This is a genomic window from Sphingomonas sp. (assembly GCF_017745215.1).
Lineage (GTDB): Bacteria > Pseudomonadota > Alphaproteobacteria > Sphingomonadales > Sphingomonadaceae > Sphingomonas.
The window spans coordinates 20,591-47,575 of record NZ_JAGHZV010000009.1; the positions used below are offsets into that span (position 1 = coordinate 20,591).

Annotated in this window: 24 protein-coding genes; 15 read left to right on the top strand and 9 right to left on the bottom strand. The window is 69.8% G+C overall.

Annotation, left to right across the window (positions count from 1 at the left end; all coding sequences use genetic code 11):
* The first annotated feature begins 58 nt into the window (after positions 1–58).
* Together J7495_RS11080 and J7495_RS11085 are read left to right on the top strand one after the other, a co-directional pair.
* On the top strand, positions 59–1,075 hold the full coding sequence (locus tag J7495_RS11080) for a bifunctional aminoglycoside phosphotransferase/ATP-binding protein (protein WP_294056561.1): 1,017 nt from the start codon (positions 59–61) through the stop codon (positions 1,073–1,075).
* A gap of 4 nt (positions 1,076–1,079) precedes the next feature.
* Positions 1,080–1,991: a 1-phosphofructokinase family hexose kinase gene (locus J7495_RS11085; RefSeq protein ID WP_294056562.1), complete on the top strand. Its 912-nt coding sequence runs from the start codon at positions 1,080–1,082 to the stop codon at positions 1,989–1,991.
* A gap of 159 nt (positions 1,992–2,150) precedes the next feature.
* On the opposite strand, the gene J7495_RS11090 is transcribed toward J7495_RS11085, so the two are convergent.
* The 3 genes from J7495_RS11090 to J7495_RS11100 form a co-directional block, all read right to left on the bottom strand.
* Positions 2,151–2,462, bottom strand: a complete 312-nt coding sequence (locus J7495_RS11090) for a metalloregulator ArsR/SmtB family transcription factor (protein ID WP_294056563.1) — start codon at positions 2,460–2,462, stop codon at positions 2,151–2,153.
* Positions 2,463–2,572: 110 nt separating this feature from the next.
* Positions 2,573–3,271 carry a histidine utilization repressor gene (hutC, locus tag J7495_RS11095; RefSeq protein ID WP_294056564.1) on the bottom strand — a complete coding sequence of 233 codons (699 nt, stop codon included), beginning with the start codon at positions 3,269–3,271 and terminating at the stop codon, positions 2,573–2,575.
* Entirely contained in the window at positions 3,268–4,608 is a 1,341-nt protein-coding gene (locus J7495_RS11100) for a formimidoylglutamate deiminase (protein WP_294056565.1), read from the bottom strand. The genes hutC and J7495_RS11100 overlap by 4 nt, the downstream gene beginning before the upstream one ends.
* Positions 4,609–4,795: 187 nt before the next feature.
* Here J7495_RS11100 and hutI point away from each other — a divergent pair, with 187 nt between their 5' ends.
* The 5 genes from hutI to J7495_RS11125 all read left to right on the top strand — a co-directional run bounded on the left by hutI (position 4,796) and on the right by J7495_RS11125 (position 11,181).
* Positions 4,796–5,989, top strand: a complete 1,194-nt coding sequence (gene hutI / locus J7495_RS11105) for an imidazolonepropionase (RefSeq protein ID WP_294056566.1) — start codon at positions 4,796–4,798, stop codon at positions 5,987–5,989.
* On the top strand, positions 5,986–7,491 hold the full coding sequence (gene hutH, locus J7495_RS11110) for a histidine ammonia-lyase (protein ID WP_294056567.1): 1,506 nt from the start codon (positions 5,986–5,988) through the stop codon (positions 7,489–7,491). Before hutI ends, hutH begins: the two co-directional genes overlap by 4 nt.
* A 124-nt stretch (positions 7,492–7,615) precedes the next feature.
* On the top strand, positions 7,616–8,410 hold the full coding sequence (gene hutG / locus J7495_RS11115) for an N-formylglutamate deformylase (RefSeq protein WP_294056568.1): 795 nt from the start codon (positions 7,616–7,618) through the stop codon (positions 8,408–8,410).
* A 129-nt stretch (positions 8,411–8,539) separates the two neighbouring features.
* Positions 8,540–10,195 carry a urocanate hydratase gene (gene hutU, locus J7495_RS11120; RefSeq protein WP_294056569.1) on the top strand — a complete coding sequence of 552 codons (1,656 nt, stop codon included), beginning with the start codon at positions 8,540–8,542 and terminating at the stop codon, positions 10,193–10,195.
* A gap of 143 nt (positions 10,196–10,338) precedes the next feature.
* Complete coding sequence (locus J7495_RS11125; protein ID WP_294056570.1) at positions 10,339–11,181, top strand: AraC family transcriptional regulator; 843 nt, start codon at positions 10,339–10,341, stop codon at positions 11,179–11,181.
* Between the two features lie 80 nt (positions 11,182–11,261).
* Here the strand turns inward: J7495_RS11125 and J7495_RS11130 are convergent, their stop codons facing one another.
* Together J7495_RS11130 and J7495_RS11135 are read right to left on the bottom strand one after the other, a co-directional pair.
* Complete coding sequence (locus tag J7495_RS11130; protein WP_294056571.1) at positions 11,262–11,768, bottom strand: rhodanese-like domain-containing protein; 507 nt, start codon at positions 11,766–11,768, stop codon at positions 11,262–11,264.
* Positions 11,769–11,937: 169 nt separating this feature from the next.
* Positions 11,938–12,624: a hypothetical protein gene (locus J7495_RS11135; RefSeq protein WP_294056572.1), complete on the bottom strand. Its 687-nt coding sequence runs from the start codon at positions 12,622–12,624 to the stop codon at positions 11,938–11,940.
* A 106-nt stretch (positions 12,625–12,730) separates the two neighbouring features.
* Between J7495_RS11135 and J7495_RS11140 the strand changes: the two genes are divergently transcribed.
* The 4 genes from J7495_RS11140 (at position 12,731) to J7495_RS11155 (ending at position 16,403) form a co-directional block, all read left to right on the top strand.
* Complete coding sequence (locus J7495_RS11140) at positions 12,731–13,858, top strand: histidine kinase (RefSeq protein ID WP_294056573.1); 1,128 nt, start codon at positions 12,731–12,733, stop codon at positions 13,856–13,858.
* Positions 13,855–14,562, top strand: a complete 708-nt coding sequence (locus J7495_RS11145) for a LytTR family DNA-binding domain-containing protein (RefSeq protein ID WP_294056574.1) — start codon at positions 13,855–13,857, stop codon at positions 14,560–14,562. The genes J7495_RS11140 and J7495_RS11145 overlap by 4 nt, the downstream gene beginning before the upstream one ends.
* 152 nt (positions 14,563–14,714) lie before the next feature.
* A complete protein-coding gene (locus J7495_RS11150) occupies positions 14,715–15,296 on the top strand; it encodes a PadR family transcriptional regulator (RefSeq protein WP_366811040.1) in 582 nt (193 codons plus the stop codon).
* A gap of 159 nt (positions 15,297–15,455) precedes the next feature.
* On the top strand, positions 15,456–16,403 hold the full coding sequence (locus J7495_RS11155) for a hypothetical protein (RefSeq protein ID WP_294056575.1): 948 nt from the start codon (positions 15,456–15,458) through the stop codon (positions 16,401–16,403).
* Here J7495_RS11155 and J7495_RS11160 read toward each other — a convergent pair.
* Genes J7495_RS11160 through J7495_RS11170 form a run of 3 tightly spaced genes read right to left on the bottom strand, consistent with a single transcriptional unit; the run spans position 16,400 to position 19,128 of the window.
* Positions 16,400–17,053: a peptidylprolyl isomerase gene (locus J7495_RS11160; RefSeq protein WP_294056576.1), complete on the bottom strand. Its 654-nt coding sequence runs from the start codon at positions 17,051–17,053 to the stop codon at positions 16,400–16,402. The two genes, J7495_RS11155 and J7495_RS11160, sit on opposite strands and share 4 nt — an antisense overlap.
* Before the next feature lie 51 nt (positions 17,054–17,104).
* Positions 17,105–17,473, bottom strand: coding sequence for a response regulator (locus J7495_RS11165; RefSeq protein ID WP_294056577.1), 369 nt, complete (start codon positions 17,471–17,473; stop codon positions 17,105–17,107).
* The gene (locus J7495_RS11170; RefSeq protein ID WP_294056578.1) at positions 17,470–19,128 is read right to left on the bottom strand and encodes a PAS domain S-box protein; all 1,659 of its coding nucleotides are present in this window, start codon (positions 19,126–19,128) and stop codon (positions 17,470–17,472) included. The genes J7495_RS11165 and J7495_RS11170 overlap by 4 nt, the downstream gene beginning before the upstream one ends.
* 291 nt (positions 19,129–19,419) lie before the next feature.
* Between J7495_RS11170 and J7495_RS11175 the strand changes: the two genes are divergently transcribed.
* Both J7495_RS11175 and J7495_RS11180 read left to right on the top strand, forming a co-directional pair.
* Positions 19,420–20,838, top strand: coding sequence for a methyl-accepting chemotaxis protein (locus tag J7495_RS11175; RefSeq protein ID WP_294056579.1), 1,419 nt, complete (start codon positions 19,420–19,422; stop codon positions 20,836–20,838).
* 260 nt (positions 20,839–21,098) lie between these two features.
* On the top strand, positions 21,099–22,979 hold the full coding sequence (locus J7495_RS11180) for a methyl-accepting chemotaxis protein (RefSeq protein ID WP_294056580.1): 1,881 nt from the start codon (positions 21,099–21,101) through the stop codon (positions 22,977–22,979).
* A gap of 252 nt (positions 22,980–23,231) precedes the next feature.
* Here J7495_RS11180 and flaF read toward each other — a convergent pair whose 3' ends face one another.
* Positions 23,232–23,594, bottom strand: a complete 363-nt coding sequence (gene flaF, locus J7495_RS11185) for a flagellar biosynthesis regulator FlaF (protein ID WP_294056581.1) — start codon at positions 23,592–23,594, stop codon at positions 23,232–23,234.
* Between the two features lie 114 nt (positions 23,595–23,708).
* Between flaF and J7495_RS11190 the strand changes: the two genes are divergently transcribed.
* Together J7495_RS11190 and J7495_RS11195 are read left to right on the top strand one after the other, a co-directional pair.
* The gene (locus J7495_RS11190) at positions 23,709–26,129 is read left to right on the top strand and encodes an HAD family hydrolase (protein WP_294056582.1); all 2,421 of its coding nucleotides are present in this window, start codon (positions 23,709–23,711) and stop codon (positions 26,127–26,129) included.
* Complete coding sequence (locus tag J7495_RS11195) at positions 26,129–26,944, top strand: class I SAM-dependent methyltransferase (RefSeq protein ID WP_294056583.1); 816 nt, start codon at positions 26,129–26,131, stop codon at positions 26,942–26,944. The genes J7495_RS11190 and J7495_RS11195 overlap by 1 nt, the downstream gene beginning before the upstream one ends.
* Positions 26,945–26,985: the final 41 nt, after the last annotated feature.

The following is a 26,985-nucleotide window of genomic DNA, read 5'->3' on the forward strand; positions in this document are numbered from 1 at the left end:
TTCACCTCCCCGTTCAGCTTCGCCGTGCTAGGGGACCCTCGGAGCAGGGAGTGAAACGGTGGCAACGGCAGCCAGCAACGGCGGGGCAAGCTTCGAGGCGCTGGTCGACGGCGGACTCGACGCGGCTGCCGTGCACGCGCTCGCCGATCGGATTGCCGCGCTCCACGCCATGGCCGATCCCGCCACGCCCGCGCAGATCGCGAGCTTCCGCGCCGCGCTGACCAGCGTCGCGCGGCTGCCGCAGCAGAGCGCCGAGCTGGCGCGTCATGCCGACAAGCTCGAGGTGCGCGCGGGCATGGGCCGGATGCGCCGCCTCGCCGGCGAAAGCGTCGACGTGTTGTTCGACCTCGCGCTGCCGCTGATGGAATTGCTGCGCAGCGGCCGCAAGGCGGAGGCGAACATGCTCGCCAACCGCTACCTCGACGTCGCGCCGCAGGGCGCGAGCGGCTGGGCGATGCTGCCCTTCTACATCTCGCTGCGCGCCTCGCTCGCCGGCGACGAAGGCTTCGCCGCGGCGGCACTGGCCGATGCGCCGCCGCGGATGGTGGTGATCGGCGGGCTCTCTGGCACCGGCAAGTCGACGCTCGCGCGGCTGATCGGCGCGCGGCTCGGCCGGCTACCCGGCGCACGCGTGCTGCGCAGCGACGTGCTGCGCAAGCGGCTCGCCGGCGTCGGACCGGAGACACGCCTGCCGCCACGCCACTATACGCTGCGCAACGATGCCGAGACCTATGAGGCGCTGTTCGAATCGGCCTATGAGCACCTCAGCTGCGGGTCGAGCGTGATCCTCGACGCGGTGTTCATGAGCCGCAGCGAGCGCGACGTCGTCGAGGCACTGGCGGCGCGGCTGCGCGTGCCCTTCTCGGGCATCTGGCTCGACGCGCCCGAGCGCGATCGGATCGCGCGCGTGAACGAGCGGCTCAACGACGCGTCGGACGCGACCGCCGAGGTGGTGCGCGAACAGTCGCGCCGCTCGGTGGGCGAGCTGGCGCATTGGCACCGCATCCGGGTCAACCGCCCGATCGAGCTGATCGTCGCCGCGGCGCGCGGCTTCCTCGAGCGCGACCTGCGCTGAGCCCGTGACCTTGATCGCGACGCTCACGCTCAACCCGGCGCTCGACGTGTCGACTGCGGTCGAGCGGGTCGACCACACCCACAAGCTGCGCTGCGAGGCGCCGCGCTACGAGGCCGGCGGCGGCGGGATCAACGTCGCGCGGGTGGTGCACACGCTGGGCGGCGAGACGCTCGCGCTGTTTCCGAGCGGTGGGCCCAACGGCGCGCGGATCGAGGCGCTGCTTCGCGAGGCCGAGGTGCCGGTGCGCGCCGTGCCGATCGCGGGCGTGACGCGCGAGAGCTTCACCGTCGACGAGCATGCGACCGGGCTGCAATATCGCTTCGTCCTCCCAGGCCCGGTGCTGAGCGACGACGAGCTCGAAGCGCTGCTCGGCGCGATCGAGGCGCTCACGCCCGCCTATGTCGTCGCAAGCGGCAGCCTGCCGCCCGATTGCGATCCGGCGGTGCTCAAGCGGCTTGCCGAGGATTGCCGACGGATCGGCGCGCGGCTGGTGATCGACACCTCGGGGCCCGCGCTCGCCGCCTGCGAAGGCGCGCACGCCTGGCTGCTCAAGCCGAGCGAGCGCGAGCTCGAGGAGCTCGCCGGCCGCGCGATCCCCGAGGCCGAGGAAGCCGGCGCCTGCCAAGACCTCGTCGCGCGCGGCTTCGCCGAGACCATCGTGCTCTCGCTCGGCGAGCGCGGCGCGCTGCTGGTGGCCGACGGCGTCGAGCGGCGGTTCCCGGCGATCCCGGTCGAGCCGCTGAGCACCGTCGGCGCAGGCGACACCATGGTCGCCGCGCTCGTGGTCGCGCTCGCCGACGGCAAGCCGATCGAGGATGCGGTGCGCTACGGCATGGCCGCCGCTGCGGCGACGCTCACCACGCCCGCGAGCGAACTCGCCCGGCGCGAGGACGTCGAGCGCTTCTACGCCGGTTGAGGGGTCAGAGTTCGTTGGATGCGCCTCACGGCGCATGGCGGTACCGGCCCGCTTCCCCTCCCGACCACCCATAGAATACACTGGCGTTGGGTGGTCGGGAGGGGGAGCGGGCCGGTACCGCCTGGAAACTCGCTCTTCTGCGAGTTTCCAAACGGACTCTCAGGCGTCGGCGGGCTCGGGCGCGCGCGCGAAGATGTCGTGCAGCACCGAAAGCACGCGCCGGGCATCATCGCTCGCGATCGAATAGAAGATCGTCTGCCCCTGGCGGCGCGCCTCGACGATGCCGCGGCGGCGAAGCACCGCAAGCTGCTGCGACACCGCTGTGTCGCGGACCCCGGCGAGACGAGCGAGCTCGCCCACCGACTTTTCACCGTCCCAGAGGTGGCAGAGGAGCAGGAGCCGGCTCTCGCCGGAGAGCGCCTTGAGGAAGACCGAGGCGCGTTCGGCCACAACAATCATGGTATCAGTCACGCGTGCACAGCTATGCGGGAGTTGCGCCGGTTGCAACCGCTATCGTGCGGAGATCACAGGAAAAACATTCCGTGCGCATAACATGTGCATGTGACCGGACGGTCGGTTTTTCATCGCGCGCTGAACTGGGCGACGAGTGCCCCCGCTTCGCCCGGGAAAAGCTGGCGCGCCCAGGTGACCCCCTGTCCGCCGCGCCAGGTGCGGCGTTCCAGGGCGAGACAGGCGGTGCCGAGCGCGAGGTCCAGCGCTTCGGCAACTGCCGCATCGGCGGAAACCGCCGTGATCCGGTGCTCGGCCTCGGTCCAGGGAACGTGTTCGAGCAGCCAGGAGCCGGGCGGCTCGTGCGCGAAATCCGCGTCGGCGGCCTCGGGGACCACGTCCAGGTTGATCAGCCGCGTCTCCAGCGCATGCGGCGCGCCGTCGGCGGTGTGGAGGCATTCGAGCGCGAGGACGCGCGGGGCACCGCGGAGGAGCGCCGCATCGGCGCGCCCCGCCTTGCGCACCTCCTGGCGGCGGAGGAGGAGGCCATAGGTCCGGCCCTTGTCGATCACTTCGCGGCGGATATCGGGGATCGCCAACGCGGCGCGATCGACGCTCGGCGCGGCGACGAAGCTGCCCGCACGCTTGCGGCGCTCGATCAATCCGGCCTGGACGAGCGCGCTCACCGCGCGGTTCACCGTCATCCGCGCGCAGCCATATTGCGCCATCAGCTCGTGCTCATAGGGGATGCGGTGGCCCGGCCGCCACTCCCCCGAGAGGATGCGCCGCTCGATGTCGCGGCGGATCAGGCTGTGGAGCGCGGGACTCATTCGAGCAGCTCGGCGAGCAGCGCGCGGTAGCGCGGCTCGATCGCGTCGCGCAGGCGATGGCGACCGTCCGCGACCTGCTGCTGGCCATGCACCCAGACCGAGTCGACCATGCCGCTGCGGCTGGCGAAGACCCAGGCGTCGAGCAGCGTATCGCCTTTGTGCGGCTGGCCAGGGGCGAAGGCGACGATGTCGGCCGGCGCGCCTTGGGCGAGCGGCGTCGCGGGCACGCCGAGCGCCGCACCGCCGCCGCGCAGCGCCGCGGCGTAAAGGCTGGCGCCGGTCGACGCTCCCTCGCCCGCCGCGAGCACGTTGCGCGCGCGCTTGGCGAGGCGTTGGCTGTATTCGAGCATCCGTAGCTCCTGCGCTGCGTCGATGAGCACGTTGGAATCGCTGCCGATCCCGATCAGCCCGCCGGCGGGGAGATAATCGTCGGCAGGGAAGATGCCGTCGCCGAGATTGGCCTCGGTGATCGGGCAGAGCCCCGCCACCGCGCCGCTGCGCGCGAGCGACAGCGTCTCTTCGGGGGTCATATGGGTGGCATGGACCAGGCACCAGCCGGGGCCGGCGCCGTGATCGAGCAGCCACTCGACCGGCCGCGCGCCCGACCAGGCGAGGCAGGACTCGACTTCGGCGAGTTGCTCGGCGGCGTGGATGTGGATCGGCCCGCCTCGGGCGAGCGCGACGACGGCCTCCAGTTCCTCGGGCGTGACTGCGCGCAGGCTGTGCGGGGCGACGCCGATGTTCGCGCGCGGGAGGCCCGCGATCGCCGCCGCCGACGCATCCCAGAGACGGGCATAGGCATCGAGGCCGTTGACGAAGCGGCGTTGGCCTGAGGTTGCGGGGACACCGCCGAAATCGGCGTGGTTGTAGAAGACCGGGAGCAGCGTCACGGCGATGCCGGTCTCGTTCGCGGCTTCGGCAATCGCCTGGGCCGTGGCGGCAGGCGCTTCGTACGGCGCGCCGTCGGGAGCGTGGTGGAGATAGTGGAACTCGCCGACGCGCGTGAAGCCGCCCTCGAGCATCTCGGCATAGGCGAGCGCAGCGACGTCGCGGAGGCCATCCGGGTCGAGCCGGTCGACGAAGCGGTACATCGCCTCGCGCCACGTCCAGAAGCTGTCGGCCGAGGGGCCGCGGACTTCGGTGAGCCCCGCCATCGCGCGCTGGAAGGCGTGGCTGTGGAGGTTGGGCAGGCCGGCGAGCGCGGGACCGTGGCGCGCGTCGCCCGGGCCGATCGCCGCGCCGGTCTCGAGGCTCGCGATCCGGCCGTCGGCGATCGTGACGCGGACGGCGTCGGCCCAGCCGGTGTCGAGCAGCGCGGATTCGAACCAGAGCGGCATGGTGCTCTCCGTTACGTCTGACCGTCATCCCGGCGAAAGCCGGGACCCAGGGCCACGAGCGATGACCTTTGCTGCCCTGGATCCCGGCTTTCGCCGGGATGACCGTTGGGACACGCTGGACAAGCCCGTCACGCTCCAATTATGTATAGACATTGCGACGGAGTCGCCACCCCTTTCCGGAGTGACCATGCAGCGCTGCGACACGCTCTGGACCCACGCGCGGCTCGCGACGATGCGCGCCGACGCGGCCGGGCTGGGCGTGATCGAACAGGGCGCGGTGGGCGTCGTCGGCGATCGTATCGTCTTCGTGGGATCGGCGAACGACGCGCCGGAAGCGGGCCGGACCATCGACTGCGTGGGCCGCTGGATCACCCCGGGGCTGATCGACTGCCACACCCACCTCGTCCACGCCGGCAGCCGCGCGAACGAGTTCGAGGCGCGGCTCGAAGGCGCGACCTATGAGGAAATCGCGCGCGCGGGCGGCGGCATCCTCTCCACCGTCACTGCGACGCGTGCGGCGAGCGAGGCCGAGCTGGTCGCGAGCGCGCTCCCCCGCCTCCGCCAGCTGATCGGCGAAGGGGTCACCACGGTCGAAGTGAAGTCGGGTTATGGCCTGACGCTCGACGACGAGCTCAAGATGCTCCGCGCGGCGAAGGCGCTGGAAGATCTCGGCGTGCGCACGGTCCGCTCGCTGCTCGCCGCGCACGCGGTCCCACCCGAGCACAAGGCCGATCCCGACGCCTATGTCGACCTGATCTGCGAGCAGATCATCCCCGCCGCGCAAGGCCTCGCCCATGCCGTCGACGCCTATTGCGAGACGATCGGCTTCAGCCCCGCGCAGGTCGACCGGATCTTCGCCGCGGCGAAGGCGCATGGCCTGGCGGTGCGGCTCCACGCCGAGCAGCTTTCCAACCAGCAGGGCGCGGCACTCGCGGCAAAGCACGGCGCGCTGTCCGCCGACCACCTCGAATGGCTCGACGAGGCGGGCGTCGCGGCGATGGCGGAGGCGGGAACCGTCGCGGTGCTGCTCCCCGGCGCCTTCTACTTCACGCGCGAGACCAGGCTGCCGCCGGTCGCAGCCCTTCGTGCCGCGAGCGTGCCGATCGCGATCGCGACCGACTGCAACCCGGGCACCTCGCCGATGGCCTCGATCCTGCTCGCGATGAACATGGGCGCGACCTTGTTCCGGCTGACCGTCGAGGAATGCCTGCTCGGCGTGACGCGCAACGCCGCCTGCGCGCTCGGCCTTGCCGACAGCATCGGCACGATCGAGCCCGGCAAGCGCGCCGACCTCGCGATCTGGGATGTCGGGACGCTCGCCGAGCTCGTCTACCGGATCGGCGCCAATCCGCTCCACGCCCGCATCTTCGGAGGCCGATGACCCCCCTTCCCCTCCTCCCCGGCCGCGCCACCCTCGCCGACTGGCGCGCGATCTACCGCGGCGCGACCGCGGTGCTCGATCCCGGCTGCGCCGAGGCAGTCGCCGCCAGCGCTGCCGCGGTGGAGGCGATCCTCGCGCGGCACGAACCGGTCTATGGGATCAACACCGGCTTCGGGAAACTCGCGAGCGTCAAGATCGGCGACGCCGACCTCGAGACGCTTCAGCGCAACATCGTGCTGAGCCATGCCGCGGGCGTCGGCGAGCCGGTGCCGGTGCCGGTGGTGCGGCTGATGGTCGGGCTCAAGCTCGCGAGCCTCGCGCAGGGGGCCTCGGGCGTGCGCCCCGCGACGATCGCGATGCTGCAGGACATGCTGGCGCGCGACGTGATTCCGGTGATCCCGTCGCAGGGCTCGGTCGGCGCTTCGGGCGACCTCGCGCCGCTTGCGCACATGGCCGCGGCGATGATCGGCGTCGGCGAGGTGATCGTCGGCGGCGAGCGGCGACCCGCGGCGAATCTGCTCGAGCCGCTGACGCTCGGGCCCAAGGAAGGCCTGGCGCTGCTCAACGGCACCCAGTTCAGCACCGCGCACGCGCTCGCCGGGCTGTTCGAGGCCGAGGCGCTGTTCCGCGCTGCGCTCGTCACCGGCGCGTTGTCGACCGAGGCGGCCAAGGGCTCGGACACGCCCTTCGACCATCGCATTCACGTGCTGCGCGGCCACAAGAGCCAGATCGACGTCGCCGATGCGCTGCGCGAGCTGATGGCCGGCTCGGCGATCCGCGCCTCGCACCGCGACAATGACGAGCGCGTGCAGGACCCCTATTGCCTGCGCTGCCAGCCCCAGGTGATGGGCGCCTGCCTCGACCTGCTGCGCCAGGCGGGCGCGACGCTGGAGACCGAGGCGAACGGCGTCACCGACAATCCGCTGATCTTCGCAGAGACGGGCGAGGCGTTGTCGGGCGGCAACTTCCACGCCGAGCCCGTCGCCTTCGCCGCCGACATGATCGCGCTGGCGCTCTGCGAGATCGGCAGCCTCGCCGAGCGGCGCGTGGCGATGCTGGTCGATCCCGCACTCTCGGGCCTGCCGGCGTTCCTCACGCCGCGGCCGGGGCTCAATTCGGGCTTCATGATCCCGCAGGTGACCGCCGCCGCGCTCGTCTCCGAGAACAAGCAGCGCGCCTATCCGGCGAGCGTCGATTCGATCCCCACCTCGGCGAACCAGGAGGATCACGTCTCGATGGCGGCGCATGGCGCCCGGCGGCTGCTGGCGATGGCGGACAATCTCGCCGCCGTCCTCGGCATCGAATATCTCGCCGCCGCGCAGGGCTGCGACTTCCACGCGCCGCTCGCCTCGAGCGAAGCGCTGGAACGCGCGCGGGTAACGTTGCGCGCGCAGGTGCCGCACCTCGACGAGGATCGCCATTTCGCGCCCGACATGGCGCTGGCGACCGGTCTGGTGCGCGGGCTCGGTGATGGATTCGAGCTGCCGGGGGTTTCGGGTTGAACGCTCCCCTCCACCGTCATCCCGGCGAAAGCCGCGACCCAGGGCCACGAGCGATTTCGCCTGCTGCCCTGGGTCCCGGCTTTCGCCGGGATGACGGAAACGAGGGTGCGGGGGAGAAAGAGACATGATCCGCATCGAGCGCGGCGATGCGCCGCTGATCGTGAGCATTCCGCACGCGGGAACCGACATCCCCCCGCAGATCGCGCAGCAGCTGATCTCCGCCGAGCGCGGGCGGTTCGATGCCGACTATCACGTCGAGCGGCTCTATGCCTTCGCCGGCGCGCTGGGCGCGACGATCGTGCGCACCGAGACCTCGCGCACCGTGATCGACGTCAACCGCGATCCCAGCGGCAAGTCGCTCTATCCCGGCCAGGCGACCACCGGTCTCTGCCCGGTCGAGACCTTCGACGGGGAGCCGCTGTACCGCGCCGGCGCCGAGCCCGACGCCGCCGAGATCGGCTTCCGCCGCGCGACCTGGTTCGATCCGTATCACGCGACGCTCGCAGAAGAGATCGCCCGGTTGCGCGCGCGCCACCCCCGCGTGGTGCTCTACGACGCGCATTCGATCCGTAGCCGCGTGCCGCGGATGTTCGAGGGCGAGTTGCCGATGTTCAACATCGGCACCAACGGCGGGCAGAGCTGCGCGCCCGAACTCGCCGACGCGGTTGCGCGGATATGCCGGGCGAGCGGCGCCAGCCATGTCGTCGACGGGCGGTTCAAGGGCGGCTGGATCACCCGCCATTACGGCTGCCCGGGCGACGGCGTCCACGCGATCCAGATGGAGCTGGCGATGCGCGGCTATTGCGACGAGGGCCTGACCGTCGACTGGCCGCCGCACTGGGACGAGGCCCGCGCCGAACCCTGCCGCGAAGTGCTGCGCCACATCCTCGCCGCCGCGGTCGACTTTGCCGAGCGCTGAGGTGGCCAGACACCGCCGCTCCCCCCCAACCGTCATCCCGGCGAAAGCCGGGACCCAGGGTCACGAGCGACATCGCCTGCTGCCCTGGGTCCCGGCTTTCGCCGGGATGACGCAATTCGGAAGCTTCAGATGACCCGCATCGACAACAGCCGCCGCATCGCCGCGCCGCACGGCACCGAGCTTTCGGCGAAGAGCTGGCTCACCGAAGCGCCGCTGCGCATGCTGATGAACAACCTCGATCCGCAAGTGGCCGAGGCGCCCGAGAGCCTGGTGGTCTACGGCGGCATCGGCCGCGCCGCGCGCGACTGGGAAAGCTACGACCGGATCGTCGAGGCGCTGCGGCGGCTCGAGGGCGACCAGACGCTGCTGGTCCAGTCGGGCAAGCCCGTGGGCGTCTTCCGCACCCATGCCGATGCCCCGCGCGTGCTGCTCGCCAATTCGAACCTCGTGCCGAAGTGGGCGACCTGGGAGCATTTCCACGAGCTCGATCGCAAGGGGCTGATGATGTACGGCCAGATGACGGCCGGCAGCTGGATCTACATCGGCAGCCAGGGGATCGTGCAGGGGACCTACGAGACCTTCGTCGAGATGGGCCGCCAGCATTACGGCGGCGACCTTTCGGGCAAGTGGATCCTCACCGCCGGCCTCGGCGGGATGGGCGGCGCGCAGCCGCTCGCGGCGGTGATGGCGGGCGCCTCGTGCCTCGCGGTCGAATGCCAGCCGAGCCGGATCGAGATGCGGCTGAAGACCGGCTATCTCGACCGCCGGGCAGCGACCATCGACGAAGCGCTGGCGATCATCCAGGGCTCGGACACGCCGGTCTCGGTGGGGCTGCTCGGCAATGCGGCGGAGGTGTTCCCCGAGCTGGTGCGCCGCGGCGTGCGTCCCGATGCGGTGACCGACCAGACCTCGGCGCACGACCCGGTGAACGGCTATCTCCCGCTCGGCTGGACGCTCGACGAGTGGTTCTCGAAACGCGAGACCGCGCCGCACGAAGTCGAGGCCGCCGCGCGCAAGTCGATGGCGGTGCAGGTCGAGGCGATGCTCGCCTTCCACGCGCGGGGCGTGCCGACGGTCGATTACGGCAACAACATCCGCCAGATGGCCAAGGACGAAGGCGTCGAGAACGCCTTCGCCTTTCCCGGCTTCGTGCCGGCGTACATCCGGCCCCTGTTCTGCCGCGGCGTCGGGCCGTTCCGCTGGGCGGCGCTCTCGGGCAATCCCGAGGACATCTGGAAGACCGACGCCAGGGTGAAGGCGCTCACCCCCGGCAATGTCCACCTCCACCGCTGGCTCGACATGGCGCGCGAGCGGATTCACTTCCAGGGGCTGCCCGCGCGGATCTGCTGGGTCGGGCTCGGCGACCGCCACCGGCTGGGGCTGGCGTTCAACGAGATGGTCGCGAACGGCGAACTCGAGGCGCCGGTGGTGATCGGGCGCGACCACCTCGACAGCGGCTCGGTCGCGAGCCCCAACCGCGAGACCGAAGCGATGCGCGACGGATCGGACGCAGTGTCGGACTGGCCGCTGCTCAACGCACTGCTCAACACCGCGAGCGGCGCGACCTGGGTGTCGCTCCATCATGGCGGCGGCGTCGGCATGGGCTATTCGCAGCACGCCGGGATGGTGATCGTGGCCGACGGCACTCCCGAAGCGGCGGCGCGGCTCGAGCGCGTGCTGTGGAACGACCCCGCAACGGGCGTGATGCGCCATGCCGACGCGGGCTACCCGCAAGCGCTGGATTGCGCGCGCGAGCAGGGGCTTGATCTACCGGGGATTCTCTAGCCCCAAAAACCGTTATCGCGGCGGAAGCCGGGACCCAGGGCCAGCAGGACACCGCTCGTGAGCCAGGGCCCCGGCTTCCGTCAGGATGACGACCGAAAAGAGAAAGGCTTGATTGATATTGCGTTTAGCAATATCAATCCCGAATGACCCTGCACGATCCACCCCGACCGTTGCAGGCCCTCGCCCCGGGCCATCGCCTCCGCTGGCCCGGGGGCGAGGCGCAGCTGGGCCGGGCCGAGATGCTCGCCGCGCACCCCCCCGCCGCCAACCGCGCCTTCGTCGCCGCCTTCGCGATGCGCGACGCGCGGCTCAAGTGGAGCGCGGCGCCGGCGAACCGGCGGCTGGTCGGGGCGGGGCTCGAATCGCCACCGCTGCTGCCGCTGCCGGCCTCGGCCGAAGTGCTCCTCGTCTCGCTCGACCTCGCCTTCCTGCTCGATGCCGCGGGGCGCAGCTGGCACCCCAACCTCGCCTTTCGCCGCCTCGCCGACGGGGGCGACGACGTCGCCTGGCTGATCGGTGCGGCGCTGCGCGAGGAATGCCGCGAGGGCGGGCTGCACGGGCCCGACTATGCCGCGCGGCTGGGCGGCGCGCTGGCGGTGCGGCTGGCCGAGCGGCACGTGAGGCTCGACACGGTGCAACCCCTGCGCGGCGGGCTCGCGGGGCACCGGCTGCGCGCGTGCATCGACCATATCGAGCGCAACTTGCACCGCGACATCGCGCTGGCCGAGCTCGCCGAGCTGGCGGGGCTGAGCACGACGCATTTCGCGCGCGCCTTCCGCCGCTCGCTCGGCGAGCCGCCATACCGCTATTTCCGCCGCAAGCGGATCGAGCGCGCGATGGCGCTGCTCGCCGAGACCGACCAGGAGATCGCCGGGATCGCGCGCGACTGCGGCTATGCGGCACAGTCGCACTTCACCTCGGCGTTCAAGCTGCAGACGATGACCACGCCGGCGGCGTACCGACGGAGCCGGCGGGAGGCGGTTTAGGCGGAGCTCGCCCTTCTCCCCTTTAGCCCTCTCCCGCGAAAGCGGGAGAGCGCCAAGAACGGCGATGGTCGAGGCCGAACTCAAAGCGCCGCGATGCGCCCTTCGCTTCGTGCCGGCATCCCCAGCGGGAAGCCCTGCGCGACCCAGGCTGCGATGCCGCCGGTCAGCAGCTTCACCGGAAAGCCCAGCTCGGCGATCGCATGCGCGCAACGGACCGCGTCGAGCCGCGTGGCATCGGCGCCATAGACCACGACATAGGGTGCCGCCGGCAGCGCCATCAGCGCGCAACGCGTGACTTGCTCGGCGGTCAGGTGCACCGAGCCGGGGATATGCCCCGCACGCCAGGCGCGGAGGATGCGCGCGTCGATCACCGGCGGGGCGGCCTCGCGCAGCTGGGCGTCGAACAGCTCGCAGGCGTCGATCTCCAGCTCGATCCGGTGCGCGAGCAGCAGCGCCGCGATCCCCGCGGGCAGCGCAGCGACGGCGGGCGACGCGCCCACGCTCCGCCGCTCGGGCCGCGGCAGCTCGGCCGGCAGCCCGGCCAGCCCGACGAACTCGGCTTCACCTCCCTGACCGACCACGTCCATGACGCTAATCCTCCACCCAACCATTTGAATTTGGCCATGGACGGGGTTCGCGTCTCAAGTCTGAAGTGACGAGACGGGGATGCCCGGGGACGAAGCGGGACCGAAACGGACCGAACTGGCTCCGCTTGTTACGCCGGGCGCGCCAGCCGCGACAGAAAGTTGCCGAAACCTAGTCCGCCGTCGCCGCGAGCCGGGTCCGCGCCGCCAGCCGCGCGGTGAGCGCGAGGCTGCGCTGGAGCTCGCCCGCGGTCTCGAGGATCTGCTCCTCGGCCCGCGTCGGCTCCGCCTCGGCGAGTTCGGCCGCTTCGCGCAATTCGCGCGCCAGCCCGCGCGGATCGAAATGGACGCGCGCCGCTTCCAGGTCGGCGGCGAGCGCCTCGCGCTCGAGCCGCGCCGCCTCCGCCGCTTCCTCCTGCGCGTCGCGCGCGAGCAGCCGCGCCGTCACGATCCCCGCGACCAGCCAGTAGAACAGCGTGTAGTAGAAGCTGCGCCCCTGCAGCTCGTAGAGATAGGCGCTACCATAGGTCATCGGCTTCATCCCGTCGAAGCCGTAATAGGTGAACACCATCGTGATCCCCGCGATCGGCACCGACCAGATCGCCGTCGCCGCAGTGCCCACGAGCAAATGGACCAGGATATTCCATTGCGGCCGCCCGCGGCGGAACATGGGCAGCTTGCGCGCGGCAAGGACGATCAGCGGCGTCAACAGCAGCCAGATCGTCCAGTCGATCACGGCGTCGAGGAAGACCACGCCTGCGCTCTCGAGCGTGAATTTGGGAATGATGATCCACTGTTGGACCGTGATCATCATCGCGACCGCAAGCACCGCACCCACGCCGATTCCGGCGTTCCGCAACCAATTCCGCATCCTTGCGCCCCGACGAAAGCGCGATCATAATACGAATAGCAATGCAGACGCCACTTCTTTGTTGCCGCGCCCGGCGCTGCGGATTGGAGCGCCGATGAAGGCGCTCGCCCTCCACCCGCCCGGCGCCGAGGCCGCGCCCGAGGAACCTTCGGCGATCCGGATCATGGCCGGCACGATCGCGATCGGCTCCTTCGCGGCGGGGCTCTACATCACCAACGCGCTGCTCGCGGTCGCGCGCTACCATATCCCGCATCCGGCGATCGAGATCGTCACGCGGCTGTTCGCGATGTTCTGGCTGTGGGCACCGCTCGCACCGATCGCGTGGTGGGCGGCGCAGCGCTGGCCGCTCGCCGCAGGCCGACTGGCACCGCGGCTGGCGATCCACCTCGCGATCGGCCTCGCGCTATGGCTCGCCCATGCGCTGCTCTTCTGGGGCGCGCTCAACCTGCGCGAGGCGCTCGACATCGCGCCGGTCACGCTCGGGGTGCGCTGGCCGCCCGCGAAGATCAGCCAGCTGGTGGTGCTGGTCGACACCGACCTTGCGATCTACGGCATGATCGTCGCCGCTTCGATCACCTGGCGCAACCACGCCCGCGCCGTCGCATCGCGCACCTGGCGCGATCGCGTCGACAGCCGCCGCTCGACCGCGCTGCTCGAAGCGCTGCGCCGCCAGCTCCGCCCGCACTTCGTGCTCAACGCGCTCAACATGGCGCTGAGCGAGCTCGCGACGCGGCCCAGGCGCGCCAAGGCCGTGCTCGGCGACCTCGCCGAGCTGCTCGAGAGCACCGAGCGGCTGGAGGGCCATCTCGTCAGCCTCGACGCCGAGCTCGACATCGTCCGCGCGCACGCCGCGATCGAGCAGGCACGGTTCAGCGACCGGCTCGAGCTGCAATGGGACATCGCCGTGCCGCGCGACAGCGTGAAGGTGCCGCCCTTCTCGATCCAGACGCTGTTCGAGAACGCCGTGCGCCACGGGCTCGAGCAGAGCCCCGGCCGGTTCACCATCGCGATCGAAGCCGATTCGACGCCGCAGGGCGTGCGCATCCGCGTGCGGGACAGCGGCGGACGGATCGAGCCGGGCGAGACGCGCGGCTCGGGGATCGCGCTCGACAATCTCCGCACGCGTCTCGCGCTGCTGTTCGGTGAAGGCGCCTCGGTGACCTTGTTCGTCCAGGGCAGCTGGACCGTGGCGCAGCTCATCGTGCCGGCGGCCCGGCCGTGAGCGCGCGCGCGATCATCGTCGACGACGAGCCGCCCGCGCGCGAGCGGCTGGCGCGGATGCTCGCCGAAGTGGGCGGGCTGACGATCGTCGGCGAAGCGGCGGACGGCGCGGCCGCGCTCGAGCTGCTCGAAGCGACGCGGCCCGACATCGCCTTCGTCGACATCAACATGCCCGGGGTGAACGGGCTCGACATGATCCGCGCCGCGCCCCCCGATTCGCGGCCCGCGGTGGTGCTGGTGACGGCGCATATCAACTTCGCGGTCGAGGCGCTCGACCTCGACGTCGCCGACTATGTCGTGAAGCCCTATACGCTCGAGCGGCTCCGCCAGGCCTGCCGCCGCGCGCAGCTGCTCGGCCGCCCGGCGCCGCCGGAGATCAGCTGGGTCGCCGCGCGCGATGCCGGCGACCTGGTCACGCTGCTCCCCCAGGACGTGATGGCCGTGCTCGCCGAGGGCAATTACGTGCGCATCCTCACCCAGAACGCCGGCTATATGGTCCGCTCGACGCTCAAGCAGATGCAGGAGCGGCTCGCGGGGCACGGCTTCGTGCCGATCAGCCGCTCGGCGATCGCTTCGGTGCGCTGGATCGAGCGGCTGAGCCGCGACCGGCATGGTGACGGGACGCTGACGTTGCGCACCGGCGAATCGCTCCGGGTGTCGCGCTCGTTCCGCCGCGAGGTGGAGGACGCGCTCCAGGGACATTGATCCCACCATTCCGGACACATCCCAGCCATGTCCCCGCAAGATCACGGCGGCAATCCGGTGTGGGCTGCCAGATTTTGGTACTTCCGCGCCGCAATATGGGACATTAAACCGGTATCCTGCGAATTGCATTATCGCGTTTGGGGAAATAGCGAGTGGCAATGAATTCGGCGATGCTCCGCGAGCCTGGCTCGACACCGGATGACGAACCCGCCGTCGCGCTCACCGAGCTGGAAGCGCATGTGCTGGCGCAGGTCGCCGTCAACCAGCCGATCTCGGCGTATGACGTGATGAAGGCGCTTTCGCGCTCGCCCGTCAGCTCGCTGTCGGGTTCGACCGGCGCGATCTATCCGATCGTCAAGCGGCTGCGCGAGCGCGGGTTGCTCACGGCGGCGCCGGTCAAGGGATCGCCACGGCGGACCGAGGTCCTCTCCTGTTCGCCTGCCGGCCGTGCCGCCGCCGCACGCTGGGTGGGCAGCGTCTCGGACGTCGACCTGCTCCCGCACGATCCGCTGCGCAGCAAGATCCTGTTCTTCAGCCTGCTCACCAAGCCCGAGCAGATGCGCTTCCTGCTCGAGGCGAGCCGCGCGCTCGAAGCGAAGCTGGAAGAGCTCGAGCAATATGCCAAGGCGCACGAGGGGCTGAACCTCGAGCTTGCGAGCCAGGGCGCCGCGGTCGCCACCAAGGCGCGGCGCCGCTGGCTGCAGGACGTGCTGCTCGAGATCTCGCAGAGCTAAAAGCCCGTTTTAGGCGGTGCCGGCACCGCCAGGCCGTGAGGCGCATCTTCGCACGACGCACCAACTCGTCCCTCCAGCCGCGCGCTTCGCGCAGCGGTTTCCGCTTTCGCTGGCGCTTATATTGCGAATAGCAATATTGTCTCCTTTCGTGAGGCAAGCATGTATCTCTATGACCTGGTGGCGCAGAGCGGGGACGAATCGCTGGTCGAGGATCGCCGCGGGCGAATCCATCGCGTCCCCTGCCCCGCCGAACGTGCGCGCGAAGTGCGCGACTGCCCGACGCGCTACGTGCTCGACGCCGCTGTGCGCGACCTTTGCCTCGAACTCTTGTGCCTGCGCACCGAGGTGATCCGTCTCGAGGACGCCTGCTATCGCTTGCCGCACGGCCGGATGTGGATCGAATGGATCGCGCGCGGCGATCCGCTGGCCGGCACGCCACCCCAGCGCGCGGGGATGCTGGTCACGGCGTCGGACGACGGGCGGAGCGGCACGATGCAAGGCTTCAGCCAGGACGGCGCCGGGGAGCCCTGGGCGCTGCAGCTGTTCTTCGAGTTCGACTTCGACCGCCCGATCGCGGGCAACGCGCCGCTGCTCGGCATGGGGTTCGACGATGCGCGCGACGCCGCGGCGGCCGAGCGGCTGTTCCGCCACGCCGTGCCGCGCATCGACCATCGCTGGCTCGCCTATTTCCGCACCGAGGGGGGGCTTCCCCGCGCCGGGCTCGAGCAGATGCTGCGCGCGGCAGCGCCCGACTTCGGGCTGCTCTGCGCCTTCCTGCTGCTCCTCAGTCTCGACTGCACCGCCGCCGAACCGCGCCAGGGGATCGACCGGATCAATCGCGCGCGCCTGCGGTCGGGCAAGCCGGCGCTGCTCGATCATGTCGAGCTGCGGCTGAACCTGGGCGGGCACGGTGCGGGTAGCAGCGGCGGCGCCGGCCTGCGCGGCGCGCCGCGGCTCCACGCGGTGCGCGGCCATGTCGTGCGGCGCGCGGGCAAGACCTTCTGGCGCACCCACCATCTGCGCGGCGACGCCGCCAAGGGCGTGGTCGCGAGCCGCACGGTGCGCGTCACCGGCGATCGCGAGATGCTGGCGCGCGAGCTGGCCTAGCGCTTCGGCACCAGCTGCCAGGCCTTGGGCATGCCGGTCGGCCGGGGCGTGCCGTCGAGCCGTTTCGCGCCGAGGATCGTCACCGGCTTGAGGATCATCTGGTCCTTCATGTCGTCGCGCCCGCCGCCCGTCGGCATGGCGAGCATCCGGCGCACGACGTCCATCCCCGCGATCACGCGCCCGAACGCCGCGAAGCCCTTCGAATTGCCGCGCGCGTCGAGCCCCGGATTGGCGCCGACCATGATCGAGAAATTGCCCGTTGCCGAATTGGGATCGGGGCCGTGCGCCATCGAGAGCGTCGCGTCGAGGTGCCTGAGCCCGGTGACATTGGTCGGCTCGATCGGAATCCAGCCGAGCGTACGGCGCTGGTCGGTGCCGATCCCGCCCTGGACGAAGCCGAACTGCGGCGCGCCCTTGCGCCGCGCGGCGCGGTAGAAGGTCGTGCCTTCGAACCGGCCGTCGTCGACATAGGCGAGGAAGTTGGCGGTGGTCCGGGGCGCATGTTTCGCGTCGAGCGCGACCACGATCGCGCCGGCGCTCGTCTCGATCCGCACGCGCACCATGCCGGGGATCGGCCCGCCCTGCGGCAGGGACGGCGCAGCGTTGGAGGCGAGCAGCAGCGCGAACAGCGCTAGGAGGATCGGACGCATGGCGCGCAGATATCGCGGGTCGCGCCGAAATGGAATTGTCCAGGCGACGGATCAGGCTGTCGGGATCACCTGCACCACCGCGTCGATCAGTTCGTCCGCCGAGAACGGCTTCTCCAGGATCGCGGCGATGCCGAGCAGAGCGGCCTCGTCACGGATCGCCTGGTCGCAATGGCCGGTGAACAGGATGATCGGGATCGCGAGTCCCCGGCCGCGCAGGCCGCGGGTCAGTTCGAAGCCGTTCATCTTCGGCATGCGCAGGTCGATCAGCGCGCAGGTCTGGGCACCGTCCTCTGCGACGGACAGGAACTCCGCCGCCTCGGCCCAGGTCCGCACGGTATAGCCGAGCATGCCGAGCAGCAGCGCGGTGGAATCGCGCATCGCCGCATCGTCGTCGACGAGCTCCACATGCCCGCGCGTCACGCCGCGGCCTCCTCCCGCGCGCTCGGCAGCGCGAGATGGAAGATCGCACCGCTCCCCGGCGGCGATTCCGCCCAGAGCCGCCCGCCATGCGCCTCGACGATGGTGCGGCAGATCGACAGGCCCAGCCCCAGGCCATTCTCCTTCGACGAGCGGAACGGCTCGAACACATGGCCGAGCACCTCGGGCGGGATGCCAGGGCCGGTGTCGGCAACGCAGAGCAGCACGTCATGGGGGCGCCGGCGAGCGCTGACCGTGATGTGCGGATCCTCGCAGCCCTGCATCGCTTCGATCGCATTGCGCAGCAGATTGGCCAGCACTTGCTCGATCTGGATCCGCTCGACCATCACCTCTCCCACCCCGGGGTCCACGTCCGTGATGATTGTAACGCCTGCGGCACGGCTGCGTTCCTCGATGGCCGTGCAGGCATTGGCGACCAGTGCCTCGACGTCCTCGCGCTCGGGCTCGATCTCGCCGCTGACGGTGAAGCTGCGCATCTTGCGGATGATGTCCCCGGCGCGCAACGCCTGGGCAACGGTCTGGTCGAGCATCTCGAGCAGCTTCGCGTCGGCGGGATCGCGGCGCATGCGCAGCATCGCGCGTGCGACTTCGGCATAGTTGGTCGCGGCGGCAAGCGGCTGATTGAGTTCGTGCGCGAGCGTCGAGGCCATCGCGCCCATCGAGCTCAGCCGCGAGACGCCGAGCAGCTTCTCGTGCGCTGCGATCAGTTCGGTCTGCGATTCATGGAACGCCGTCACGTCGACCGACACGCCGATCAGCCGGCCGCGGCCGCCGTCCTCGTCCGGCTCGTGGCGGCCGATCGCGCGAACCCAGCGGGTGATCCCGTCCGGCGGATTGAGGCGATAGGTCGAGTCGTAGCTCGAACCCTGGATGGCGTCGGCCAGGTTCGCCGCGACCTCGGCCGAGAGTTCGGGGCCGAAATGCGCCTCCAGCTCCCTGCGGGTGTAGACGCCGTCGGCGCGCTCGGGGAGCACGTTCATCCGCTGGCTGACCGGCGAGTGGATCGCGACGTCGCGGTCGAGGTCGATCTCCCACACGCCGACGCCCGCGGCTTCCTGCGCGAGACGGAAGCGCGCCTCGCTTTCGCGCAGCGCCGCCTCGGCGCGCTTGCGGTCGGTGATGTCCTCGTAGACGCCGATGAAATGGTCGGGCCGGCCGGCGTCGTCGCGGACCAGCATCGAGGCGACCATCACCCAGACGACGCTGCCGTCGGGGCGGACGATGCGCTTCTCGTTGAGGTAGTTGCGGCGTTCGCCCGACACCATTTCGCGCACCGCTGCGCTGTCGGTCGCGACGTGCTCGCTGTGCGTGAACTCCTTGAAACTGTGCCCGACGATCGCTTCGCGCGGTGCGCCGAGGATCGCGCAGAACCGGTCGTTGACTTCCAGGTAGATGCCTTCCTGCGTCGCGCGGACCATGCCGACCATCGAATGCTCGAACACCGCGCGGTAGCGCGCCTCGGCGGCGATCAGCTGCGCGCGGGCCTGGCGCAGCGGCGGTCCCTCGCGCCGCGCGACGACGGCAGCAACCACGGCGAAGAACAGCGCGAGTGCCGCGGCGGTCGCCCAATGGCCGATCGCCACCGCCGCCAGGCACAGCAGGGCGACTGCGCCGAACCGCGCCGCCTCGCTCGCCAAAAGCCGCGAGAGACCCTGCCGTATCGTCGAAATCGTCTTCGCTCCTATCGCCGCAGGCTGATTTTTTTCGGGGAGATTTCCCATTTAGGATGAATACGTAAGCGGACAAAACCGATCCGATTGTCCGCGTCGGGATAAAACCATTTCGGACTGAATCCGGTCGGCACCTGCGGCCCTCCCTATAAGGACAATATCGGAGTGCTGCTGAGGGGCAGTGCGACGGCCCGGAGGGACACCCGTGTTGCGCAGTTGGTCCAAGTCCAAACCGAGCCTGGATTGAAAGGTCGCAACATGAATTGGTACGTCGCGAATGCGCCGATCCGTCAGAAGACGCTGATTGCGTTCGGCATGCTCACCGGCTTCATCGCGCTGAGCGCGCTGATCGAGCTGGCGATGGGCTCCTATGTTTCCGCCGCGATCACCGCGGGCACGACTGTATTGAGCGCGATCGCCGGCGCCTGGTTCCGCAAGGCGATCTGCGACCCCTACGTCACAACGGTCGTGCGCATGGAAGGCCTCGCCGCGGGCGACCTGACCAGCCCGATCCAGTTCACCGACTATACCGACTGCGTCGGCCGCCTGACCCGCGCGATGTTCACCTTCCGCGACGCCGCCGTGGCGCAGCAGAAGAGCGCCGCCGAGCAGGACGATGTCGTGCGCGAGTTCGCCGCCAAGCTCGAGCAGCTTCGCCAGGGCGACCTGACCGCGGCGATCCACAGCGACTTCCCGCCGGCCTATGGCGCGCTCAAGGGCAACTACAACCAGGCTCTCGACGCGCTGTGCGAGCTGATCGGCTCGGTGATGGAATCGGCGACGACGATCCGCACCGGCTCGGGCGAGATCGCCGCGGCGAGCGAGGATCTCGCGCGCCGCACCGAGAGCAATGCCGCGAGCCTCGAGGAGACCTCGGCCGCGATCTCGCAGATGGAACAGCGCCTCAAGGCGACCGCGGGCGCGGCGAGCCGCACCGTCGAGCGCGCCGACGGCGCGATCGCGACCGTCTCGGGCGGCCGCGGCATCGCCGACGACGCCGTGCAGGCGATGACTCGCGTCAGCGAGAGCGCCAAGGGCATCGACTCGGTCATCGAAGGGCTCGACAAGATCGCCTTCCAGACCCGGGTTCTCGCGATGAACGCCGCGGTGGAAGCTGGCCGCGCCGGTGAGGCGGGTCGCGGCTTCGCGGTCGTCGCCGACCTCGTCTCCGCCCTGGCGATGCGCGCCGAAGAGGAAGCGGGCCGCGCCCGCGACCAGCTGACCGCCACCCAGGCCGATATCGTCACCGCGGTGGAGATGGTCCAGAAGGTCGACGGCGCACTCGCCAATATCTCGGGCGACGTCGGCGAAGTCCACAAGCTGCTCGCCGACATGGCGTCGGACAATGCCGCGCAGAGCTCGGCGATCGTCCAGATCAGTGCCGCGATCGGCACGATGGACCAGGCCACGCAGCAGAATGCCGCGATGGTGGAAGAGACCTCGGCCGCGGCGCGCAACCTGTCGAGCGAAGTCACCGAACTCGCCGACAAGGCCGCGCAGTTCAACACCGGCGCATCGCATGCGCAGCCCCGGCGCGCAGCCAGCCCGGTGCCGGCGATGCCCGCCAAGCCGCGCCTCGCGCGCAACAGCGCCGCCTATGTCTCCCCGGTGAAGGCCCTGCCCGCCGCCGCGATGGCGAATGCGTCGACCGGCGGGGACGACTGGGCGAGCTTCTGACGTCTTTCGATCTCGGGTCGCAACCGATGGGGAGGCGCTGCCGCGAGGCGGCGCCTCCTTTCGTCCGCGCTTGGGAATTGTCCATACCCGCTGCCGTAACGAACGCATTTTAATTTCATTATGCCAACAACTTAAACACGCTTCGCAACAACACTCCCCGTCCGCAATTTGCGGAACATAACGAAGCCGCCCGCCCGAGGCGCTCTATAGAGTCCATGCAAGCATCCGGCCGCCCGGCCCCCGATGCAAAGGGACACACCATGGCTTCGCTGCTTTCGCGCCTCAAGATTTCGACCAAGATCCTCGCCTTGCTGCTGATGCTCGGCGTCGTCACCGTCACGCTGGCACTGCTCGCGTCGCAGCGGCTCAACGACATCGACGCGCGCTATTCGGTGCTCGTCACCAAGTCGCTGCCAGATTCGACGCGGCTCGCGCGGGTGAGCCGGATCACCACGGCGATGGGTTATTCGGGCTATCGCACGCTTGCCTATGAGGGCAGCAGCAAGGAAGCGCGCGACGCCGACGCCGACGAGCAGGCCGGCTATGCGTCCGCGATCAAGCTGCTCGACCAGGTCAAGACGAACGAACCCGATAAGGCCGCCATCGTCGACGAGGCGCGCGAGCGGCTCGATCGCATCCACAAGCTGGTGCGCGTTGCGATCGCGCGCGGACTCGCCGACCGTAACGACGAGGCACGCGCCGCGCTCATCTCGGTCGACAGGGAAATCGACACGCTGACCGACCGGATGATGAAGACGAACAACGCCAACATCGAGGGCGCCGAGAAGGTCGCCGAAACGCTCGCGGCCGACGCCGATTACGGCTCGATGTTCGGGATCGTGCTCGGCGTGCTCGCGTCGATCGTGGCGGTCGTCGTCGGGCTGCTGGTGTCGCGCGCCGGGATCGTCGGTCCGCTCGCGCGGCTCCAGGCGACGATGCGCGAGCTCGCCCAGGGCGACAACCGCGTCGAAGTACCCGGCATCGAGCGCCGCGACGAAGTCGGCGCGATGGCGCAGGCGGTGCTGGTGTTCCGCGACGCGGCGCAGGCGCAGGAGATCACCCAGGCCGAAAAGGCCCGCGCCGACGCCGAGCAGAAGCTGGTGGTGGATTCGCTCGAAAAAGGCCTCGCCAGCATGGCCGAAGGCGATTTGACTGCATCGATCACCGCCGATTTCTCGGCGAGCTATGTCACGGTGAAGACCAATTTCAACCAGGCGATCGAGAGCCTGCGCGGGCTGATCGGATCGGTGATGACTTCGGCCGAGACCATCCGCACCGGCTCGGGCGAGATCGCCGCGGCGAGCGAAGACCTCGCGCGCCGCACCGAGAGCAATGCCGCGAGCCTCGAGGAGACCTCGGCCGCGATCTCGCAGATGGAGACGCGCCTCAAGGCGACTGCCGCCGCTGCGGGCCGCACGGTCGAGCGCGCCGACGGGGCGATCTCGACGGTCTCGGGCGGCCGCGGCATCGCCGACGAGGCGATGGGTGCGATGAACCGCGTGTCTGAGAGTGCCAAGGGCATCGACAGCGTGATCGAAGGGCTCGACAAGATCGCCTTCCAGACTCGCGTGCTCGCGATGAACGCCGCGGTCGAGGCCGGTCGCGCCGGTGAGGCGGGTCGCGGTTTCGCGGTCGTGGCGGACCTTGTCTCGGCGCTGGCGATGCGTGCGGAGGAAGAGGCCGGCCGCGCGCGCGACCAGCTCACTGCGACGCAGACCGACATCGTCGCGGCGGTGGAGATGGTGCAGAAGGTGGACGGCGCGCTGGCGAACATCTCGGGCGATGTCGACGAAGTCCACAAGCTGCTCGCCGAAATGGCCAGCGACAATGCCGCGCAGAGCTCGGCGATCGTCCAGATCAGTGCCGCGATCGGCACGATGGACCAGTCGACCCAGCAGAATGCCGCGATGGTCGAGGAGACGTCGGCTGCGGCGCGAAACCTGTCGAGCGAAGTCACCGAGCTCGCCGACAAGGCCTCGCACTTCAACACCGGCGATGCCGGCGCACGTGCGACGCGCTCGACGCCGCTCCCCGCCAAGCCGCGCGCGGCGCGCTCGACCGGCTATGTCTCGCCGGTCCAGCCGCTGCCCGTCGCGGCGATGACGACCAGTGCCGGCGGGGACGACTGGACCAGCTTCTGATCGCGTAAAGCGCAGGATCGAGGGCGTCGGAACTCCGGTTCCGGCGCCCTTTTCTTTGGGCGGCGTACCCGCCTTTGCCACCGTCATCCCGGCGAAAGCCGGGATCCAGGGCCACGAGCGACGTCCTCTGCAACCCTCGATTCCGGCTTTCGCCGGGATGACGATTTGGGGGCGGGGTCGGGCGAAGCCCAAAAGGAAAAAGGCGCCGGAACCGAGTTCCAGCGCCCTTTTCCAGGATCCGCGAGGAAAGCCTCAGGCGGCGGCGAGACGCTCGCCGCGCAGGCCTTCCATGATCGTGCGGTTGAGCGAGATCAGCTCGCCGATCGCTTCGCGGCCCGCGATCACGTCGCTGGTGAAGCGATCGACCCACAGGCCGAGCGAAATGATCTGGGCGCGCAGCTCGGGCGGCAAGCGGTTGCCCGTCGCGCCGCAGTCGCTGACGAAGGCCGACCACATCTCGCGGTTGCGGTGCAGCGGCGGCATCAGCAGCGCGCCGCGCGCACCCGCGCTTTCGGCCGCCATCATCTCTCCGGTAATCTCACTCATCAGCCGATATTCGGCCGATCGCGGCGTTTCCGCCCGAGCGCGGGCGGCCTGATAGGCGCTAAGGGTCATGGTTGCTCCTGTCCTGACACCTCTATTCTAGACAGTTTGCGCCGGGCGTGTGGCGTTCTTCCTATAAGATTGGTGCGCGCCCTGAAGATGCGGCGCCTTTGCGAGGGAGCCCCGATGGCTGACGTTATTCTGCCGCACCAGATGCCGGCTGCGCTCGATCGCGCGCCGGAGGTCCGGCTGCTTTCGCTCGACTGTTTCGACACGCTGCTGTGGCGCGATACGCACGCGCCGCGCGACGTGTTCGCCGCGATGCCGGGCGTCAACATCCCGCAGCGCCAATGGGCCGAGAGCCGCGCGCGCGGCGCCGCCGCGATTCGGGATCGCCGCAACGAAGTCGCAATCAACGAAATCTACGCCGAGCTGCTGCCCAACGCGGGCGCGGACGAACACGCAGCCGCCGCCGCGCGCGAGATCGCGGCCGAGGTCGGCCATTGCTTCGGCTTCACCCCCACCGTCGAGCTGATGCGCGAAGCGCAGCGCCGCGGCATCGAGACGATCATCGTCTCCGATACCTATCTCGACAAGGACCAGCTGCGCGCGCTGATCGCCGCGACCGCGGGCGAAGACGTCGCCGCGCTGATCGGCCGGATCTTCTGCTCGTCGACCTATGGCCGGTCGAAGCACGAGGGGCTCTATGAGCTCGTGCTCCCCGAGCTCGGCGTGCCGGCGGACCAGATCCTCCACATCGGCGACAACAAGAAGGCCGACGTCGACGGCGTCGCGCCCTTCGGCGTGCGCACGCTGCATCTGAAGCAGTTCACCGAAGCGACCGAGCAGCGGCTGCGGCTCGAATGTTCGGTGGGCGGGATCCTCCACCCGGGCAACGCCGACAATCTCGGCTGCTACCAGCCGCACCGCGCGCCGATCGCCTTCGCCGAACCGAACATCGCCGATCCGGTCGAGTCCTTCGGCTTCACTGCGCTCGGCCCGGTCTTCCACGGCTTCCAGCGCTGGCTCGAGGACGAGGCACAGGCGCTCAAGGCCGCGCACGGCGGCAAGGTCCATTGGCTGTTCCTGATGCGCGACGGCCATCTGCCGATGCTCGTCCACCAGGCGAGCGGCCATCAAGCGCCCGCACATGCGATCGAGATCAGCCGCTTCACCTCGGTCGCCTCGTCGTTCGTCGACGCCGCCGCGGTGGACAGCTACCTCCGCAACGAGCTGGGCGGCACGCATCTGGACGTCGTCGCGCGCCAGCTGCTGCTCGGCGCGGCCGAAGCGACGCAGATGCTCAAGGGCCTCAAGCCCGGCCAGTCGCGCCCCGCCGCCTTCCTGCGCGGCGTGCACGAGCCGCAGCGCATGCGCCGCATCCTCAAGAATTCTGCCGGCTTCGCCGAGCGGATGGTCGCGCACGTCCGTAGCCTGGTGAACCCCGCGCGGGGCGACACGCTGATGCTCGTCGACCTGGGCTACAACGGCTCGGTGCAGAACGACATCGAGCCGGTGCTGCGCAAGGCGTTCGGCTGCCACGTCGCCGGTCGCTACCTGCTGCTGCGCGAACAGTCGCTCACCGGCTATGACAAGCGCGGCTTCATCGGCCACGACCACTACGACTCCTTCTCGCTCGAGGCGCTGTGCGGCAACGTCGCGATCTTCGAGCAGCTCTGCACCGCGGCGCAGGGCTCGGTGGTCGACTACAAGGCCGACGGCACGCCGATCCGCAAGGGCAACAGCATCAAGGCGCGCCAGAGCGAGGTCCGCGACCGCGTCCAGGCCGGCTGCCTGCGCTTCGGCGCCGCGGTCGAGGCCTCGATGGTCCGCGCCCGCGCCGCCGAGCGCACCGACATGTGGCGCCTCGGCGCCGCGGCGGTGATGGGCCGGCTGATGTTCCTGCCGGTGCCCAAGGAGCTTGAGGTCGTCGCCGAGTTCGAGCACGACATCAACCTGGGCGTCGACAACACCGTCGCGCTGTTCGATCCCGAGATCGCGCGCAAGGGACTGCGCCAGCGCGGCCTCTTCTACATGAAGGGCTCGGAGCGCATGTACCTGCCCGCCGAGCTCAACGGCGAGGGCCTGTCGATCAAGCTCAGCCTGCTCGCGCAGCGCCGCTTCGGCATGCCGCTGAAATATGCCGATTTCGTCGACCAGAGCATCTCGCTGCCGGTGATCGTCGCGGACGGCCAGAACGTCACAACGGGCAACGTCACCGCGACGCCCACGCACGACGGCTATTATCTCGCTCCGATCCCGATCGGCGACTGCCGCTATTCGGTGGGCGTCCAGTTCGGCCAGCTGTTCGACTGGGTTCAGGTGGAGAGCGCGAGCTTCATGCCGGTCAAGCGCTTCCTCAGCGACAAGCAGCGCGCCGGCGCCGACGAGACCGGCGCCTCGCCCTCGCTCGAGGGGATGGAGCAGGTCGCGCCGCACCTGTTCCGTTGTGTCGACGAATACAGCTTCATGATGGTGCCGCCGCCCGCGCGCCACGGCGACGAGCCGATGATGCTCGCGATCGTCTTTCGCCCGATCGCCGAGCGCCAGAAGGCCGTTGCCGCCGCACCCTCGGCTACCGCTGTCCTCCAGTCGAAGGCCGCCTGATGAGCAACCTGCTGATCCATTCGATGACCGAATTCTCGGACATCATCCTCGCCAGCCTCCAGGCCGCGGGCGTGCGCAACATCGTCGAGATCGGCGCCGAGTTCGGCGGCGCCTCGCAGATGCTCGCGGCCTATTGCGAAGTCCAGGGCGGCACGCTGACCAGCATCGACCCGGCGCCGCGCGCCGAGTTCACCGGCTGGGCGGCGACGCGCCCCAACGTGCGCCACGTCGCGGCCGCGAGCCTCGACGTGATCCACGAGATGACCGACGTCGACGCCTGGGTGATCGACGGCGACCATAATTACTACACCGTGATCAACGAGCTGCGCGGCGCCAACCAGGTGGCGCAGGCCGAGGGCAAGCCGCTGCTCGCCTTCCTCCACGACGTGAGCTGGCCCACCGGCCGCCGCGACATGTATTATGCGCCCGACCGGATTCCGGCCGAGCATCGCCACGAATACAGCTATGAGGGCGGCGCGAAGATCGGCGATCGCCGGCTGTTCGAGCAGCGCGGCTTCCGCGGCATGGGCCAGTTCGCGCTGGCGACGCACGAGGGCGGCCCGCGCAACGGCGTGCTCACCGCGGTCGAGGACTTCCTCGCCGAGACGCGCAGCGACGCGCGGCCGATGGCCTTCGCGAACATCCCCGCGGTGTTCGGGCTGGGCATCCTGTTCGACAGCAATGCGCCCTGGGCGCCGTCGATTGCCCAGATCGTGCATCCCTACCACGACAATCCGCTCCTCGCCTCGCTCGAGCTCAACCGCCTGAGGAACTGGCTGGAAGTGATCGAGTGGCAGGATCGCGCCGCGGCCTGAGCTAAATCGCGCTCCGCACCCGTGAGGGGCGGAATTCCGTC